Source organism: Bartonella sp. CR84HXZ (assembly GCF_042194535.1).
Lineage (GTDB): Bacteria > Pseudomonadota > Alphaproteobacteria > Rhizobiales > Rhizobiaceae > Bartonella > Bartonella grahamii.
In genome coordinates, this window is record NZ_JBHIMY010000001.1 from 51,568 (window position 1) to 68,950 (window position 17,383).

The 17,383-nt window shown below is 37.9% G+C and carries 15 protein-coding genes and 1 tRNA gene; 3 read left to right on the forward strand and 13 right to left on the reverse strand.

The genetic code is table 11. The features are described from left to right. Positions 1 to 101 precede the first annotated feature (101 nt). The 4 genes from ACFIKD_RS00230 to argH all read right to left on the reverse strand — a co-directional run bounded on the left by ACFIKD_RS00230 (position 102) and on the right by argH (position 5,563). On the reverse strand, positions 102 to 2,531 hold the full coding sequence (locus ACFIKD_RS00230; RefSeq protein WP_375646906.1) for a TIGR02302 family protein: 2,430 nt from the start codon (positions 2,529 to 2,531) through the stop codon (positions 102 to 104). A 116-nt stretch (positions 2,532 to 2,647) separates the two neighbouring features. Continuing rightward, the gene (gene lysA, locus ACFIKD_RS00235; protein ID WP_375635318.1) at positions 2,648 to 3,922 is read right to left on the reverse strand and encodes a diaminopimelate decarboxylase; all 1,275 of its coding nucleotides are present in this window, start codon (positions 3,920 to 3,922) and stop codon (positions 2,648 to 2,650) included. A 9-nt stretch (positions 3,923 to 3,931) separates the two neighbouring features. Next, complete coding sequence (locus ACFIKD_RS00240; protein ID WP_375646907.1) at positions 3,932 to 4,111, reverse strand: LPS translocon maturation chaperone LptM; 180 nt, start codon at positions 4,109 to 4,111, stop codon at positions 3,932 to 3,934. Between the two features lie 51 nt (positions 4,112 to 4,162). After that, the gene (gene argH / locus ACFIKD_RS00245) at positions 4,163 to 5,563 is read right to left on the reverse strand and encodes an argininosuccinate lyase (protein ID WP_375646908.1); all 1,401 of its coding nucleotides are present in this window, start codon (positions 5,561 to 5,563) and stop codon (positions 4,163 to 4,165) included. 32 nt (positions 5,564 to 5,595) lie between these two features. On the opposite strand from argH, the gene ACFIKD_RS00250 reads away from it, so the two are divergent. Further along, positions 5,596 to 6,291, forward strand: a complete 696-nt coding sequence (locus ACFIKD_RS00250) for a TlpA disulfide reductase family protein (protein WP_375646910.1) — start codon at positions 5,596 to 5,598, stop codon at positions 6,289 to 6,291. 1 nt (position 6,292) lies between these two features. Here ACFIKD_RS00250 and ACFIKD_RS00255 read toward each other — a convergent pair whose 3' ends face one another. From ACFIKD_RS00255 to ACFIKD_RS00290, 8 genes are all read right to left on the reverse strand, one after another. Next, positions 6,293 to 6,769: a YaiI/YqxD family protein gene (locus tag ACFIKD_RS00255; RefSeq protein WP_375635465.1), complete on the reverse strand. Its 477-nt coding sequence runs from the start codon at positions 6,767 to 6,769 to the stop codon at positions 6,293 to 6,295. 31 nt (positions 6,770 to 6,800) lie between these two features. Beyond that, a complete protein-coding gene (locus tag ACFIKD_RS00260) occupies positions 6,801 to 7,655 on the reverse strand; it encodes a YihY/virulence factor BrkB family protein (protein ID WP_375646911.1) in 855 nt (284 codons plus the stop codon). A 410-nt stretch (positions 7,656 to 8,065) separates the two neighbouring features. Then, positions 8,066 to 8,995, reverse strand: a complete 930-nt coding sequence (locus ACFIKD_RS00265; RefSeq protein ID WP_375635323.1) for a prephenate/arogenate dehydrogenase family protein — start codon at positions 8,993 to 8,995, stop codon at positions 8,066 to 8,068. A gap of 699 nt (positions 8,996 to 9,694) precedes the next feature. Further along, positions 9,695 to 9,901: a hypothetical protein gene (locus ACFIKD_RS00270; RefSeq protein ID WP_375646912.1), complete on the reverse strand. Its 207-nt coding sequence runs from the start codon at positions 9,899 to 9,901 to the stop codon at positions 9,695 to 9,697. A gap of 878 nt (positions 9,902 to 10,779) precedes the next feature. Further along, positions 10,780 to 11,820 (reverse strand): DNA polymerase III subunit delta, encoded by a 1,041-nt coding sequence (gene holA, locus ACFIKD_RS00275; RefSeq protein ID WP_375635325.1) that lies wholly within the window; start codon positions 11,818 to 11,820, stop codon positions 10,780 to 10,782. A 4-nt stretch (positions 11,821 to 11,824) separates the two neighbouring features. Next, positions 11,825 to 12,619: an ABC transporter ATP-binding protein gene (locus ACFIKD_RS00280; RefSeq protein WP_015857078.1), complete on the reverse strand. Its 795-nt coding sequence runs from the start codon at positions 12,617 to 12,619 to the stop codon at positions 11,825 to 11,827. Next, on the reverse strand, positions 12,612 to 13,508 hold the full coding sequence (locus ACFIKD_RS00285) for an ABC transporter permease (RefSeq protein WP_375635326.1): 897 nt from the start codon (positions 13,506 to 13,508) through the stop codon (positions 12,612 to 12,614). The genes ACFIKD_RS00280 and ACFIKD_RS00285 overlap by 8 nt, the downstream gene beginning before the upstream one ends. Before the next feature lie 58 nt (positions 13,509 to 13,566). Then, positions 13,567 to 14,535: an ABC transporter substrate-binding protein gene (locus ACFIKD_RS00290; protein WP_375646913.1), complete on the reverse strand. Its 969-nt coding sequence runs from the start codon at positions 14,533 to 14,535 to the stop codon at positions 13,567 to 13,569. Between the two features lie 185 nt (positions 14,536 to 14,720). On the opposite strand from ACFIKD_RS00290, the gene ACFIKD_RS00295 reads away from it, so the two are divergent. After that, positions 14,721 to 14,795: transfer RNA gene (locus ACFIKD_RS00295), tRNA-Gly, on the forward strand. Between the two features lie 558 nt (positions 14,796 to 15,353). Continuing rightward, positions 15,354 to 16,085 (forward strand): GNAT family N-acetyltransferase, encoded by a 732-nt coding sequence (locus ACFIKD_RS00300; RefSeq protein WP_375646915.1) that lies wholly within the window; start codon positions 15,354 to 15,356, stop codon positions 16,083 to 16,085. Between the two features lie 785 nt (positions 16,086 to 16,870). Here the strand turns inward: ACFIKD_RS00300 and ACFIKD_RS00305 are convergent. Further along, the gene (locus ACFIKD_RS00305; protein ID WP_375644333.1) at positions 16,871 to 17,068 is read right to left on the reverse strand and encodes a hypothetical protein; all 198 of its coding nucleotides are present in this window, start codon (positions 17,066 to 17,068) and stop codon (positions 16,871 to 16,873) included. Positions 17,069 to 17,383: the final 315 nt, after the last annotated feature.

Below are 17,383 nucleotides of genomic sequence, written 5' to 3' on the forward strand. Positions count from 1 at the left end.
TATTGCGTTACAAGCGCTTTAATCATTTTCTTGGAGATGAACCCCATAGAGGTTCTTCATACACTGTTTCTGACATCAATTAAGAAAAAAGCCAACACTGGTTAATTAAAATGAAGCAATCTTTCAAGATAGTTTTTTTCTTCTTCTGGAATATGCTCTTTACCAAGACGTTTGCGAATTTCATCCAAAATCTGCCGCGTACGCATTTGATCACTTTTTTGTGGTAGTGCCTCACCTTCTTGTCCTTCATCTGTTTTTGAAGAAAGTGGACGTCCTAACGGATCTTTAGGACCAGAATCAGCATTTTGATCATTTCCCGTTTCTTTGAGTGTCTCGCGCATTTTTTTCAAAACATTTTGTGCACCTTGCCTCAAAGATTCCAAAGCGTCAGACTGATTTTGTATAGATACCTGATGATTTCCATTATCAAGAGCATTTTCCGCAGAATTCATTTTTTCTTCTGCCCTTTTCAATGCGCCTCCTGTTTCAAATCCTTGTTCTGATAATTCTTTTTCTAATGTTGATAATTCAGACTGCAATTCAGCTTGACGTTTTTTTAAAGATTTTTTCTGTGTTTCCGGCACATTTTCTCCGCGTTTTTGTTCCATCTCTAACTGATGTGTTTCATTGAGAATTTCTTGCTGACGACGCATTAAATCTCCAAGCTGGTCCATCTTTTCTTTCATTTGTGCAGATTGGCTTTTTTCTCCCTCATTTTGATTGCCTTTTTGCACATGCAAATGATCAAGCGTCTGTTCAACTTCCGCCAAGAGTTGTTCAGCTGCTAAAGAAGAGCCCGTTTTAGCCATTTCCTCAATTAAATTTAGCTTTTCTTGTAGTGTAGCTTCAGAAAGATTGGTGCTTTTTGAGCTTTTAGAATTTTTAGAAACTTGAGTATCTGGTGCTTTTTCAGCCAAAGCACGAATATACTCATCCATAGCTTGACGTAAATCTGCCATAAGGCGTTCAATTTCTGCCGCTGAAGCACCGTAACGCAATGCATCACGTAAAGCAGCTTGTGCTTGTTTTAAATTTTTTTGCACGGATTCAAGCTGATTGTCTTCAATACCCAAAGCAATTTGCCATAAATAATCCACCACACCACGCAAATCCTCTTCTGTTTGTGCTAAAGAAAGTCTTGTCCACGCACTTTGTAGAACAAGAAAATGCATTACATTTTGCACCCCCCTTTCTGGACGCACAAGCAAAGCAGAAAGCATATCCAATACACGCTCTCTCGCAGAAGCATCAAGCGCTAATAAACGACGCGTTTCACTCACCGCACGCGCGACAGGATTTGAAAAAACGTGTTGCGGTAATGTCATAACAAAAGTTTTGCTACGCCCTTTCTGCCCCGCACCATCTTCTGCCACCAAAGTAATTTTGACTTGCGAACCCGCCCATGGATGCGCTGATATATCTTGCACCATCCGCATTTTCCCCTTTCCACCACGCGGAAGAAGAAGCTCTATTTCCGGAGCATTATAAAGAGAAGAAGCACTTTTATTCTGAGGAAGAAAAGGCTCTATTTCAACAAAAGCCTTTGTCACACCATAATCATCATCCACCACATATCGTAACTCTAACGATCCCGTTAAAATCCGCCCTGGTTTTTCCAGCCAATGAATTGTCGGAAGCGTGTCCTTGATCATCTGCAAATGCCACTGCTGTTTTTTACGACGTGATGATACAAATAAATTCATTGAATGATTTAAATGTGTTTCAAAATGAGCGATTGGATCATTCAAAGCTGTTTGTTCCGTTTTCTCTGAAAACGAAATTTCCCTCCCATCTTCTACAGACTTTGCTTTTACTGTAACGCCAGCCCCATTGACAACACGCACAACAACATTACTCCCTTCAGGGATTTCTAGTTGTGTTTTCTCATCTTTTGTCAAATAAATCGGTGCCACACCGGTATAAGCAGGTGGTGTTACCCAAGCATCAATCCGCATGAATTTTTCATCAACAACAGGACGAAAATCAAAGGCATCAGCCAAACGCCCCCCTTGTGAACCAAAAGAAAAACTAAAAGCGCAAACAAAAAGAAGAACACACAAAGCCCTCAAAGCCAAAGGATCATAATCCGCACTATTAAGAGAGATAAATCCAGTTTTTAAATGGTATAATTGTTTTGCCATTCGGCGTTGATGTTCACGCCAAATAACAGCACTAAAATCTTCATCATTTTCAGAACATAAACGATCTGTCTGAATATTCAAAGGCTGATGTCTAAGGTCATTGACGCGTTCAAGACGGCAATTCACTTCCCGTATTGTGGGAAACCGAAAACGAACAAGAAAAAATAAACTCGCTCCAGCACAAACAAGTATAACCCCAAGTAAGAGCAAATGTGACCAATAGCCCAAAATGCCAAAAAGTCCCAACCAGCTAAACGAACAAAAGAGACTAACAACGAGGAAAAATGGCAACAACCGTACCCACATCCGTTCAAATGAAAGGATTCCCCACATCAAAATGCGCACACACAAAAGCTTCATTGCAAAGCCTTTGATGTTTTTATTTTTCATAAACAAGCATTTATCCCCTTTTATCGTGGTGCATTAAGATCATAAACCCCATACAAGACAATTTCTAGAAAATAAATTGTTTCATCAAAGTTTAGTAAAAATAAGACCAAAAACACTTAAGAATTCTCAACCCAATCAGGAATATGATCACATCCCATCAATTGAGCATAATCAAGACGTGGACGAATAACCGCATAACACGTATCTTGAACGAGAACTTCTGGGACCAAAAGTCGGCTATTATAAGTACTCGCCATCACAGCACCATAAGCTCCAGCTTGCGTAATTGCTAAAAGATCACCGGGTGCCAAAATCGGCAAGTAACGATCTAATGCTAAATAATCGCCAGTCTCACAAACAGAACCAACAATATCTGCACGAATAAGGGGAGCGTCTTTTGCTGCTTTTTTCACAAGGACGACATTTTGCCAAGCATCATAAAGCGTTGGACGCATCAGATCATTCATCGCCGCATCTACAATAACAAAATTCCGCCCTTGTCCCCTTTTTAAATAGAGAACAGATGTCATCAGTACACCAGCTTGACCCACAATGCTCCGCCCCGGCTCCACAACAATATTAATCCCTAAAGGAGCAATATATTTCTTTACCAGCGCAGCATAATCAAAAGGAGAAGGTACAGTATGTTGTTCACAACCATAGGCAATACCAAGCCCACCACCGATATCTATATGCGTTATTGCATAGCCATCGCTCCACAATTGACGCACACAATCTGCAATAAGAAGGAATGCCTCTTCAAATGGCTTTAAGTCACAAATCTGACTGCCAATATGCATATCAATACCGCAAACCTGCAATCCAGGTAAAGAGTCCGCTTTTTTATAAGCCTCTCTTGCCAACAACAATGGAATACCAAATTTATTTTCAGATTTTCCTGTTGTAATTTTCTTATGGGTCTTCGCATCAACATCTGGATTAATGCGCAATGAAACACGTGCTATCTTTGAAAGCGCAACAGCACGTTGAGATAACTGTTCAAGTTCCGGCTCTGATTCAACGTTAAAACAATAAATATCCTGAGCAAGAGCAAAATCTATCTCTCTCATGGTTTTACCAACACCAGAATAAACAATACGATGTGCCGGAATACCAACAGCAAGGGCGCGCCGTAATTCCCCTTCTGAAACCACATCAGCTCCCGCTCCATTGTTCGCTAAAAGCCGTAAAACTGCTTGATTAGAATTGGCTTTAACCGCATAAGCAAGCAGACTAGGCATCCCTTGAAATGCCTTTTTATAGTCTTTAAAACGTGTAACCAATGCATTGGCGGAATAACAATAAAAAGGAGTCCCCACCTCCTGCGCAAGAACAGCAAGTGAACAACCCTCAGCATGAAGCATACCTTGATGGTAAGAGAAAAAATCCACACTTTCCTCCTACTTTATCAAACGATCAAGAATAAAAGGTTTATCACCTTCACTTTGAATAACAGATGTTCCTTGCACAGACTTTTCCACACTTGTAAGAGGCATTTCCAATGACCCTTTACGCCCACACCCAGCGACACAAACGCCTCCTAAAAGGACAATCATTAACCCCTTTAATATAATTTTCATCTGTCCTCTTTCCTCATCTCGATCTCTTTTTTACCTTTAAAATACAATCACTCAAGCGCTCACAAGACGCTTTTTCCAATACGTAATTTGCCGAAGAACCTCTGAAGGTGCTGTTCCCCCAAAGCTTTTGCGACTTTCAACAGATTTTTCAACGGTCAAAACATCAAAAAGTGTCGCATTGATATTAGGACAAATTGCTTGAAGTTCATCCAATGATAAATCCTGAAGGCGACACTGTTTTTTTTCTGCTAATGCCACAGCACGCCCTGTAATATGATGTGCTTCGCGAAAAGGAATCCCTGATTCGCGTACAAGCCAATCAGCAAAATCGGTTGCAGTTGCATAGCCAGAATCAGCGGCTTGTTTCATAGCTTCTTTATTAACTTTCAAATCAGCAATCATCCCTGTCATTGCTGCTAGTGATAATTCCAAACTCAAAGCCCCATCAAAGACATATTCCTTATCTTCTTGCATATCCTTCGAATAAGCAAGGGGTAACCCTTTCATCACCGTTAACAGCCCCATTAATGCGCCATTCAACCGTCCTACTTTAGCCCGCACAAGTTCGGCAGCATCAGGATTTCGCTTTTGCGGCATAATAGACGAACCAGTTGAAAAAGCATCTGATAAACGAATAAAATAAAACTGTTCACTTGACCAAAGAATTATTTCTTCTGCTAAACGTGAAAGATGTGTTGCACAAAGAGCGCCAGCGCTTAAAAATTCCAATGCAAAATCACGATCTGAAACACTATCAATCGAATTGCGTGTTGGTTCTCGAAAGCCTAGCGCTTTTGCTGTCATAAAACGGTCAATTGGAAAGCCTGTCCCTGCTAAAGCAGCCGCCCCTAAAGGCGATTCATTCATTCGCTCAAGAGCATCACGCATCCGCGATAAATCTCGACCAAACATTTCAACATAAGCCATCATATAATGGCCAAATGTTACCGGTTGTGCTGATTGTAAATGCGTAAAGCCTGGCATAAAGGTATCAACATGTTGTTCTGCTCGAATAAGCAATTGCTCTATCAATCCTTTTAAAGCTTGTGCTATCTTTTGCGTTGCTTCACGCACCCACAAGCGAAAATCAACAGCAACTTGATCATTGCGTGAACGCGCCGTATGCAAATGCCCTGCTACAGGACCAATCAATTCGTTCAGCCGCGCTTCAATATTCATATGAATATCTTCAAGCTTTCGTGAAAAAACAAATTTACCGTCTTCAATTTCTTGGCGAATAAGTTTCAAACCATGAACAATTTTTTTATAATCTGATTGTGAAATGATTTTCGTTTGCGCTAACATAGCCGCATGAGAAAGGGAACCTTCAATATCTTGTCGATAAAGTTTTTGATCAAAATCAATTGAGGCATTAATTTCTTCCATAATTGCAGAAGGACCTGCCGCAAACCGACCACCCCACATTTGGTTCTTTAACATCTCATCTGTCATATTCTGAAAACACCCATACAAAGGACAAAATTATGATTTCTCAAATTTTCATCAGCGAAAAAAACAATAAAAAAAGGCAATTCTCCCTTGCATTCTTTATCATTGCATTGAGTTTATACGCAACCACAAACTACGATAACAAAAGAGAGTCTTTCCTTTTCAATTTCATTTCAGCAGCAAAAGCACAAAAAATAAACATTGATAAAACACGAGAAGAAAAAATGATGGCAATCCGAAAAGCAGCAAAAGGCTTTTTTAGCCACATACGATTTGCTGATACGCCCTCAGATATGAAGAAACTCTCTTTCAAGGATATTCAAGGAAAAGAGCACACACTCAGCGAATTTATTGGAAAACCGATGCTGATCAATCTATGGGCTATTTGGTGTGCACCTTGCCGCACAGAAATGCCCGAACTTGCGCAATTAAAACATGAATTAGGCGGAGAAACCTTTGATGTCATAGCTATTAATATCGATAAAACTACTTCTCCTGAAAAAATTCAGCAATTTTTACAGAATATTCATGCGGATAATTTGCTTTACTATCGCGATGAAACAATGGATATTTTCAACAATGTTAGAAAACAGGGGCTTGCTTTAGGACTCCCCATTACATTTCTCATCGATAAAGAGGGATATCTCATTGCTTCCTTCAATGGTGCAGCTCCATGGGCCAATGACGATGCCAAAGCACTTATAAAAGCTGTTATAAAAGAAGCCCTATAACCTAATAACCGCGTCTTTTTAAACGTTGTATAACGAGATCCAGTGCTGATAAAAAAGCAGAACGGTCTTTACGACAAAAAGGACGGAGACCACCCGTTATACTGCCCTGTCCCCGCAAATCTTCCATCAAATTGCGCATCGCCAAAGCCTGACCAATTGAATTTACATCAAAAATACGCCCCGTTGGCGAAAGACAAAAACCCCCAGCTTGCACAACCCGTGCTGCTAAAGGAATATCACTGGTAATAACAATACTTGCCTCATGCACATGTTCTACGATCCAATCATCAGCACCATTGAATTCACCAGCAACGACCACTCTTTCAATGAGTGCTTCATCCGGAAGGGACAAAAAACGATTTGCCACAACAAATGTCTTAAGCTGATAACGATTCATCACACGATAAACTTCATCTTTTACAGGACAAGCATCCGCATCAATCAACAAAGTGATAGCAGGTTTTATTGGGATATTCATACCTTGGCTTTCACGCAATAGTTAGGTTCTTTCATTCATCTGAATGTTGCAAATGCTTGCGATAAAACATTATCGCCGCGTTTATTTCTCCTCCCAAAATAAAAATTGCACTCAATATGTAAAGAAAAATAATAGCAACCATAATAGATGCTAACCCTGCATAGGTAGAAATATAATCAAACATTGTTAAATATTGAGCAAAAGCAATTGAAGCCATAAACCATACAAACATTGTCAGTACAATTCCTGGTAAAATATCTATAAACTTCCGCCGCTCTGCTGGTAGCCATTTATGAACAATCAAAAGGCTTACCAAGAGAACAACCGCTGCGATTATGTAACGCCATAGACGAATGATACCGATATATTCTGTAATGAAAAAAGAATGATTTTGCATAATCTTGATCAGCAGAGGTGTTAAAATCAACAAAACGCTGATCACAATAAGACCAACAGCTCCAAGAATCACAAAAAACAAACTTTGAAAACGACAAAACAACAAGCTACGCCGATCAACAACACGATAAGCTCTATTTAAAGCTGTACGTAACGCCTCTATCCCATTAGAGGCAAAATAAGCCGCTCCAATGACAGAAACTGTCAACACTCCTCCCCGCTGTATGGTTAAAACATTGATAATTTCCTGAGATAAAGGCTCTGCAATGACATCTGGTAATAACTGCACAAGTGCTTTGATTTTTTGCGGTGTATATGTAAAAGCACCAAGAAAACTGGCAAGAGAAGTTCCAAAAATAAAAAAAGGGAAAAATGCTAAAAGCCCAGAGAGCGCGACATGGCTTGCAAAAGCACTCCCATTATCACGCCAATAATGGCTTACTGCGTCAACAAGGATACGATAGCTATACCAAAAGATATTTCTTAACAAATCTCAATACTTTCTGGTAAAACTCTTCCTCTGTCTATTTCAAGCTTTATAAAAATCATCAAAACCCTGCAAACAAACATTTCCCAATGTTGCAATATAAAGGGCAATAATCAATACGGTCAAGCCTGACTTTATACTAAAACAAAAACAACAACCCACTATATGAAATTCTACAACGACTTCATTTTTTTGTCTCTTCTATAGATCCGTAACCTCTTCTGTACATCATATGCCCTATAGATAGTTAAGCACGATAATCTTGCGCACATAAAACCTTTTGAAGTCACGGTTATCTGTATCGAAGCAATCGCCACTCTTTTTTATTGCAATCTATGACTGAATAGAGAGAAAACTTCTTATCGATTTCTAGAAAAAACCAATGAAATTCAACAAAAAACCCTTGCTTTTACTCACCCTTTTTTAGAAACACTCTGACGTCCAAAATCAGGAGCATCAATTTCTTGTCCAGCATCAATAATATTGCGACGTACAGCACGCGTACGTGTAAAAAAGTTAAACAATGTCTCACCATCTCCTAAACGAATTGCCTGCTCTAAAAAAGCAAGCCCCTCACTAAAACGGCTCAACATTTCTAAAATAGCATCCTTATTATGCAAACAAATATCGCGCCACATAACGGGATCAGAAGATGCCAAACGCGTAAAATCACGAAAACCGGAAGCAGAATAAGCAATCACTTCTGAATTTGTCACCTTTTCTAAATCACTCGCTGTCCCAACAGTATTATAAGCAATCAAATGCGGCAAATGCGAAACAATAGCCAAAACAAGATCATGATGTTTAGGTTCCATCTTTTCGACACGCGCACCACAAGCTTCCCAAAACGCTGTCAATTGTGCGACAGCAGCAGCATCACTCTCAGCAAAAGGCGTTAAAATACACCAACGATTCATAAATAAATCAGCGAAACCAGCATCCGGTCCTGAATATTCCGTTCCAGCAATAGGATGCCCTGGAATAAAATGAACCGTTTTGGGCAATAAAGGCGCCATTTCCGCAATAACCAACGCTTTCGTAGAACCAACATCACTCACAATCGCTCCAGGTTTTAAATGATCATGAATATTTTTTGCCACCTCTGCACTCGCCCCAACAGGAACAGAAACAATAACCAAATCCGCTCCTTCAACAGCTTTTGCATTATCTGTCGTATAAAAGTCCCCAAGCTCCAATTCACGCGCTCTTTTCAGGGTTTCTGAACGACGCGTTGCAATAGAAATCTGAGCCGCAAGATTTTTCTTTTTAATCACCCTTGCTAAAGAAGATCCAATCAGACCGATCCCAATGAGCGCTATTTTTTCAAATTGAATATGGGGCATCTTTCACCTTCAAAGATTCTTTGCAAATGGCAATAAAGACAATTGTAAAATCATAATTTTCCTGTCTGTTTGTTCAAGAATTATGCGTAAAACATTAAAAAACGACAACTAGAGAATAAAGAATAACGCAGTTTACCAATCATCACCTGCGCAAGCTGACAACAGATCATTTTACCTAGAAAACACATAAAAAATAAATGACGAGAAATCTAACATCACGCTCTAAAACTCCCACTTAATTACTGATCAAAGCACATCACTGAAACAAAAATTAAATGCACTCTCAATTAAGATAACAACGACTCTACATAAAATCTCATCAGTTTACTTTATCTTACTAATTTACTCACAAAAAACGCATCAAAAGCGTAAGCAGACACCAACTCTTTCCCAATTATCCCAATACGTTCATTAATTTGTACATCAGACCTATATAAGAATGTATTACGCCTCCACCTACAACATCAACACAAGTTTTATGAATATTGAAAACACCGTAAAATAACGCATACAAAAAATACCATTAAAAACATTTTCCTCTCCCAATTCCTGATACCGTAAATCAAACAAATACGAGAAAAACACGCTCTCTCAATAAAGAAAAAGTTTGATAACAAAAACACCAAACATCCCTTTAATGGAGCCATACCCCTCACGTAAAACAAAGCGCCCTAAACAGGATAGGTTTGGATTACAAATTCATGCGTTTGTTTTAAAAAGACATCTCTCTCCCCAGCCTATCTCACGACAGTGTTTGTAAATTGTTATAACTATAAATCCATTAAGCACGACCATCTTTACACTTAATAAAACACTATCATTATATTTGCCTACCCCCCAATGTTGCGAAAATCCTTGGAATTTGAGAGCATTCATTGCTAAGATAATCATCTCTGTCTCAAACATAAAAGTCTCCCCATAGGTACTGTTGTTTTCATCATAATCTATTTTGACTTTCTCCTCATCCCACGAAGATTCTTAATTCATACCGATCTGCAAACAATTCATTTTCTTATCTAAAAGATTCCACTGGTTCACTATTTTAAGTGATTCTATTAATCTATAATATATTGATTTATAAATATAATAATTGTTTTTCAATTTGAATCATAACTTCAAATACGGTAAAATTCTTCCATCACAAATCCTCTTATCAATTAAAATCTCTTGTCTGCACGTCACAAGAAGGCATGTGAGAAAAAAATGATGAAAAACGCTCTCTAATGCCAAAAACTGTAGCAAATTAGAGACTAGGCAAATATATGATAGTGCTCTGGCTTGCACTTTTATTAAGCGTAAAGATAGAGATGCTCTATGGATTTTATATTCTTCACGGAGAACTTTACCGTTATACCATTCACAAACGCCGTCGCGAAATAGATATGACGCGCATTGAAAAATATTTCTAAGAAAGCGTATGAATTTACCATACAAGTGTCTTCTGTTGTTTGAGATGCTCTGTTTTGCATGAGGGGTGTTACCCCAATTAAGGCGCTATGAACCAGCCTAATATTCACCACATACTCACACAAAAACACCGAATGCGTAAAATTTTACCTGAGCTCTATATCACGAACCAACAGTGTTTTACGGCACAACAAGATAATAAAACGGTGTAAAAACTGCCTTTCGAAGATAAATAATTTTTCTGAAGAAAAATTTCTATAAAACTTTCAAGCTCTTCAAAACTACAACTAACCTCTACTTGTTAACACAAAAGTTTTAATTGCTGAAAATACCTCTGTGGCGTACTAAAAATAAAAAATCATCATATTTTTAAACTGTTAAGCTGCCATCTGGCGTCGTGCAATAATTGTGAGCCCTAACAAAACTTGACGAATGATAGCTTCACCCAAAAGTGGATTTTTACGACTGTCTAAAACAGCACCCTGAATTCTTTCCATTGCGTAGGAAATCTGTTCTAACTTCCAATATTTTAAAGCTTGTTCAACTGTCTTTTTCCGTTGAAAAAAAATGGGAGGCCGTGCTTGAGAAACCACCGTAAAAGGCGATTTTCCTTCAACCTCTACCTGATAACGCAATAGCTGTAATTGCTGAAAATGCCTTTGTGCTGTACTCAAAATAAAAAAAAGCGCCCCATGCAATGCTGCATGTCGATTAAAATGCACTTCAAAGCCTGATATATCACCTAATAAAAGAGCATCTATGACTTCATCTTGAGAAAGAGCACTGACATCGCTTACAACAGCTTTCACATCTTCAAGAGTAATATGAACATTTGCAGCATAAAGACAAAGCTTTTCTAATTCACCTCGTGATACAAGGCGATCCGCCCCTAAACTTTCATGCAACCATCTACGTGCATCCAAAGAAAGAGTCTTTTTAAACTGCTCTAAAACCTCATCAATCAAACCGTCAAGAGAACGCATATCATCCGCAAAACAGGGCAAAGCCATTGCTTTTGATGACGTTTCAACAGCATTGCGCAACCCTGTTCCTTTTTTTAAGTCCCCTGATTCAATGAGAATAAAACAGGCTTCTGGTGGCTTCTCAATTAAAATTTTCAAGGCAGCAAGAAAACCTTTTTGGTTAGCAGCATTAGAGATCCATATCAAACGATCTCCCCCAAAAAGCGATAACGTACGCGCTTCATTTTCCAAACGTGCAGGATCTTTATCAATTTCAGCAGCATCCAAACGAACTGTCGAAAATGGATCTTCTATTGCTACCTGTGTAAGTTTTGCAAAACATTGTGCACGCTCACAAATAAGACCACGATCTGGCCCATAAATGAGAACAATAGGAAAAGCACGTGAAAAACGCGTTAAAAACTGATCAACTTCATGTGCTTTTTTCTGAGCCACATTATTAATCCATTAACAGTTCATCATCATCAAGAACTTCCCCGCGAACTTTCTGAAACATGCCAATTAAATCATTGACATCCAAGCCCTTACGCTCTTCATGACAGACATCCAAAATCACTTTTCCACCATGCAACATCAAGGTGCGATCGCCATAATCAAGAGCCTGACGCATAGAATGAGTCACCATGATAGTCGTTAGTTTTTTCTCTTCAACGATTTTTTCAGTCAACCGCATCACAAAATCAGCCATTCCAGGATCAAGCGCTGAGGTATGTTCATCAAGCAATAAAACATCCGCATGGGCTAATGTTGCCATCACAAGGCAAACAGCTTGGCGTTGCCCACCTGATAAACTGTCCATAGGATTATGAATATATGCTTCAAGACCAATGCCTAATTGAGCAATTTTTTCTCGAAAAAATTGCCGTTTCTCATGGTTTAAAGCCGAACGCAAACCACGACGACTTCCTCGAAGAGCAGCAAGAGCCAAATTTTCTTCAATTGTTAAAGAACCGCAACTGCCTATCAAAGAATCTTGAAAAACACAAGCAACCTTTCCAGCGCGTTCACTGACTGATTGTCTAGAAACATTTTGCCCATTGATAACCACTTTCCCTGTTGAGGGAAGCGTTGCACCTGCTAAAACACTGAGCAAGGTTGATTTACCAGCGCCATTTGAACCGATAACCGTAACAAAACTACCCTGATCAATTTTAAGGTTAATATCAATCAAAGCCTGTTTTTCCAAAGGTGTTTGCGGTTTAAATGTAACCCCAACATGAGAAAACTCAATCACGTTTACGCCTCCTCCAATAGCGTGGCACAATAAGGGTTAAAATAACCAACAGTGAAGTAATCAACTGAAGATCTGTCGACGTATCAATACCAATTCCATTTGCCTCAAATGCAAATTGCACCGCCACACGATAAAGCACAGACCCCACAATACAGCTGATTATAATCCAAAAAATATTACGCGTACGAAACAAAGTTTCACCGATAATCACAGCTGCCAATCCAAAAACAATTGTTCCAATTCCACCGGTAATATCCGTTGCAATTGCAGTTTGAATATAAAGAGAACCACCAAGTGCAACACAGGCATTTGAAAGCCCCATACCAAAATAAATTAGCGCCGACGTATGAACCCCTTGAGCTGTAGCCATCCGTGGATTAGCTCCCATTGCACGCATAGCAAGACCTATTTCACTTTCCAAAAAACGCCAAATCAAAAACGCTACAACTAGCAATACAGTACCAATGAAAAGAGGACGCACAAAAATATCAGACAAACCAAACAGATTATAAAAGGGCGTTAACGCCGTATCAGCAAGCGCTAAATTAATATTAGATCCTCCCATAATTCCCATAATACGAAGATTAACCGTATAGAGCGCTGACATTGTTAAAATGGAAGCCAAAAGATTCAAAATACCAAAACGCAAATTCAACATAGCTGTTAATAAACCAGCTACCATGCCTGCACAAAAAGCACATGCCATAGCTGTCCATGCATTAAAACCTAAAAGAATCAAGACGCCACAGACACAAGACCCAAGAAGAAATGAGCCATCAACTGTTAAATCAGGAAAGTCCAAAACGCGAAAAGAGAGATAAACCCCTATAGCCACAAACGCATAAATAAGACCCAATTCCACAGCGCCAGAAAACGCAAATATATTCATGTAAAGACAATCCCCATGAAAACTTAACGTATTTTATTGTATCAACATCCTATCAAAGTTATTGAATCACTTTTGTCGCACGATCAATAACTGCCTGCGGAATAACAATCCCCGCTTTTTCTGCTGCTTTCATATCAATTCGAATGTCATTACTAGCCGCCTGCACAACATCAATATCACCAGGCTTTTCACCCTTTAGAATACGCACAACCAATTTCCCAGCTTCAACCCCTACATCATAGAAATTTACGCCCTGCGTCATAAAAGGACCGCGTCCAATAGAATTAGAATCGACAGTAAATACAGGAACATTTGCTTCCTGTGTAACTTTTGCTGCTCCTTCTAAAACAGAAAGAACCGTATTATCAGCGGGAATAAAAATAACATCCACTTTACCAATTAAAGCCCGCGTTGCCGCCTGAACATCAGAAGGTTTTGGTGCCGATGAAGGAATGACTTCAATTCCAACTTTTTTTGCCACATTCTTTAACACCTTAAGTGTTGAAACAGAATTTGCTTCAGAAGCATTATAAAGATAACCGAGTTTTTTCAAATCTGGTTTTACTTCTTGTAAAAGTTTAACACTTTCTGCAACATCTATACGATCAGAACTTCCCGTCATATTACCGCCAGGTTTGGTAAGCGAAGAAACGATTTTAGCTCCAATAGGATCAGAAATCGCAGCAAAGACGATAGGAATTGTTTTTGTCGCCGCAAGCATTGTTTGTGCTGAAGGCGTGGTAATCGCTACAATAACATCAGGTTTATCACCAACAAATTTACGTGCAATTTGCGTTGCTGTTGAAATATTGCCTTGCGCTGATAAAAAGGTAAGTTGAAAATTTTCACCTTGCTTATAGCCATTTTCTGCAAGAACATCTTCCACACCTTTACGAACGGTATCCGCAGCAGGATGGACCATAATCTGTGTAATTGCAACTTTAACTTGGTCATCCGCTTTTGCAACACTGTTCATCATAAAAACAGCTGCAATGATAATCCCTAATATTTTTATTCTCTTCAACATTATACTCCACCCCTCTCTATGCAAAATTAAAAAAGGAATAATCTATTACTGAAGAATCTTCTAAAATCAATCTTTATTTCAATTTATTAAAACATGTACAAAATAAATCAAACTAAAATGATATTTTTTTGTTGCAATTCGTAGAAGCCTACGCCATACAGGCAAGACATATATCGAATCGGTCAGCGGGTGTAGCTCAGGGGTAGAGCACAACCTTGCCAAGGTTGGGGTCGTGGGTTCGAATCCCATCGCCCGCTCCATTGAATTTTGTATTTATTCGCTCTTGCGTGTGTAGCTTGCCAGCGGGTTTTGTATATTTTGCCACTAGGTTTTGTGCCAATTTATTTTTTCTCAAAGAGTTTTAAGATTCGTAATTTCTTGTGAAGCATCTATTGGATTGGGGCTTAGATCATAAGATAACAATTTTTAACTTAGACGGATTTTTTCTGGAAGGTTACCGTTGTCTATTAGGTCGTTAAATCCGTGTAAAATAAGCTTGAAAAGCGAGATGGACAATTCCCATTGGTTCATGACGTTATTTGGCAACAATAACTTTATTTCTTGCAATCCCGAGAATAGTTTTTTCAGTATTCGCGGCAGATCTTTTACGACCTTGGCAGGTTATAGAGGCGTATTTAAAAGAATTTGGGATTACTTTTGAGCTAACGGATTTTCTTACAGCCCCAATATTAAAAGATTAATTAGAAATGATGAGCCATGACAAGAAAAACAAATGTTAAACAAATCAAAAATTGACTTATCATTAGAGAATAATTTTTGCTCAAAGGTACGTTTTTTTACCAAAATCATGCCCTAAAATGAAGGTTGTTGATTTTCCAAATGGAGTATCTTCTGTTAATTCAACATTTGCTTCAGACACATTCAATATTGTCTCTGCTAAAAGTTTACAAGAAATTATACCTACAAACCAAGCAAAATCCATAATCCATTCCTTTAATGCACAAAAACTACCTTTAGCTTGGTGGGTTGGACCTCATTCGTCTCATTATAAAGTTGATGAAGTTCTCTTATCTATTGGTTTAGAGCATGTTGAAACAGAGGTAGGAATGGCAGCTTTAGCACAAAATATAGACTCACATGTTACTTCTACGCCAGATAATTTCAAAATCAAGGAAGTTGAATCACTTCAAGATTTTAGAGATTACGGAAATGTTACGGCATCAATCTTCGAGCCTTTTGATGAAGAAGCGGTTATATTTTATGAAACAATAGGCCGTTGTTATAAAAAAGGTCCCGATGTAGAGATGTTCGTTGGTTACATAAATAATAATCCTGTAGCAATATGTTTTTGTATTAAAGCAGATGGAGTTGGTGGAGTGTATGATATTGTCACCAATCCAGATTTTCAGAAAAGAGGTGTTGGGACATTCATGACAAAAATTGCTATTGAGCATTTAAAAAGAAAGAAATGTCATGTTATTGGTATGCAAGCATCTCACGAGGGAATTGGCATTTATAAAAAATTGGGTTTTATAAACTTTGGTGAATTTAAAGTTTATTCCAATAAACACATGATCATTGAGCGATGAATTCTTTTCATCGATAAGCGAACTTATTATTTTCAGCAAAACTCAAATACAGAAAACCAATCTATACAACCAAGAAAGTTTAGCCAATCTCCTTTAATACTGATAGTGAAAAGCTAAAAAAGTTATTACAAATATAATTGTTTCAAATGACTCACTCAAATTTTCTTACTTTTATAATTTTCAGGATCATTGTCTTAAAAAAGATATCTATCACAGATCTAAGTTGAACAAGTGAAAATTTTATTTGATATGATTGATAATTTACTGTCTGTTACTGATAATTATAAAAAACTCGAAAAAGCAAATATTTAAAACTACAGTTATATCATAGTTTATTAGATGGTTAGTCTGTTAGTCAATTAATAGAAAAAATCTTCGCTTTATACAATAACCAAAGGAGCTTCAAAACCCTTTTAAAGGTCCTTTATGTATATTGTTTCTTTTTTTAGATTACAGTTGATGATGAGAAATCTCTTTAAAATAAACATGTTAATTAATAATATAAGTGCACTCTACTTGAAGCATACTATTTTATATGAGGAACAAAACTTCAATCAACGTAAAATAAGGTGTTGAACAGTCATAGTGCACAATAAAATCAAATCATTTTAAATACTTAATGGTGAAATCCATTAAATGACAGAATAAAAATTCAAGTTTGAAAAGATTAAACCACACGCTACAAGTCTATTGAAACTCCGATTGTGCGATCGACTACCTTCTCGCTAAAACTTAATCACTATAAATATAAAAACCTTAAAGCCGCTCTAAATCCATAAAAGTTTCTAGATCTGCTGTATTAAATGTTGAAACTCCTCACGGCTGCTCATCTGAAACGCCAACAATTCCATAAAGCAGTTCCATAAAAAGAGGATAATGACGTTGTAATATCCGAAAAAATTCACCACATCACCTGAAAGATCATTGATAATTCCATCAGGACGTATCAATTGCCATTTAGAAAACCCTACCCATGCCGACAAAAAATTCTGTAAATATTAGATATATTCAATAATTTTTATAACGACTTCGGCTCATCCTGTTTTGCCACCAATGTAAGAAACAGCAAATATGGCGGGATCATCCAGCTTTAATATCGCCTTGTAAAAGGTCTTTCCCTCTACTCTTTTTGCTATCAAATCCTGATTTTACAATTCCTTGCTCTCTTTTTATACTCAAAATTGCCTCTGAAACAGGATAGATTAATCGTAAAAAATATATAAAAGAAATAGATTATAACATTTTTTTCTCATTCTTCTTAATACAAAATAACTGTTAATCTACAATGCGCTAACACT

What these genes read in the sequence shown, in the direction of transcription:
- ACFIKD_RS00230 (WP_375646906.1), bottom strand. Translation starts at nt 2,531, where the DNA reads ATGAAAAATAAAAACATCAAAGGCTTTGCAATGAAGCTTTTGTGTGTG.
- ACFIKD_RS00240 (WP_375646907.1), bottom strand. Translation starts at nt 4,111, where the DNA reads ATGAAAATTATATTAAAGGGGTTAATGATTGTCCTTTTAGGAGGCGTT.
- argH (WP_375646908.1), bottom strand. Translation starts at nt 5,563, where the DNA reads ATGACAGATGAGATGTTAAAGAACCAAATGTGGGGTGGTCGGTTTGCG.
- ACFIKD_RS00250 (WP_375646910.1), top strand. Translation starts at nt 5,596, where the DNA reads ATGATTTCTCAAATTTTCATCAGCGAAAAAAACAATAAAAAAAGGCAA.
- ACFIKD_RS00255 (WP_375635465.1), bottom strand. Translation starts at nt 6,769, where the DNA reads ATGAATATCCCAATAAAACCTGCTATCACTTTGTTGATTGATGCGGAT.
- ACFIKD_RS00265 (WP_375635323.1), bottom strand. Translation starts at nt 8,995, where the DNA reads ATGCCCCATATTCAATTTGAAAAAATAGCGCTCATTGGGATCGGTCTG.
- ACFIKD_RS00270 (WP_375646912.1), bottom strand. Translation starts at nt 9,901, where the DNA reads ATGTTTGAGACAGAGATGATTATCTTAGCAATGAATGCTCTCAAATTC.
- ACFIKD_RS00285 (WP_375635326.1), bottom strand. Translation starts at nt 13,508, where the DNA reads ATGAATATATTTGCGTTTTCTGGCGCTGTGGAATTGGGTCTTATTTAT.
- ACFIKD_RS00290 (WP_375646913.1), bottom strand. Translation starts at nt 14,535, where the DNA reads ATGTTGAAGAGAATAAAAATATTAGGGATTATCATTGCAGCTGTTTTT.
- ACFIKD_RS00300 (WP_375646915.1), top strand. Translation starts at nt 15,354, where the DNA reads ATGAAGGTTGTTGATTTTCCAAATGGAGTATCTTCTGTTAATTCAACA.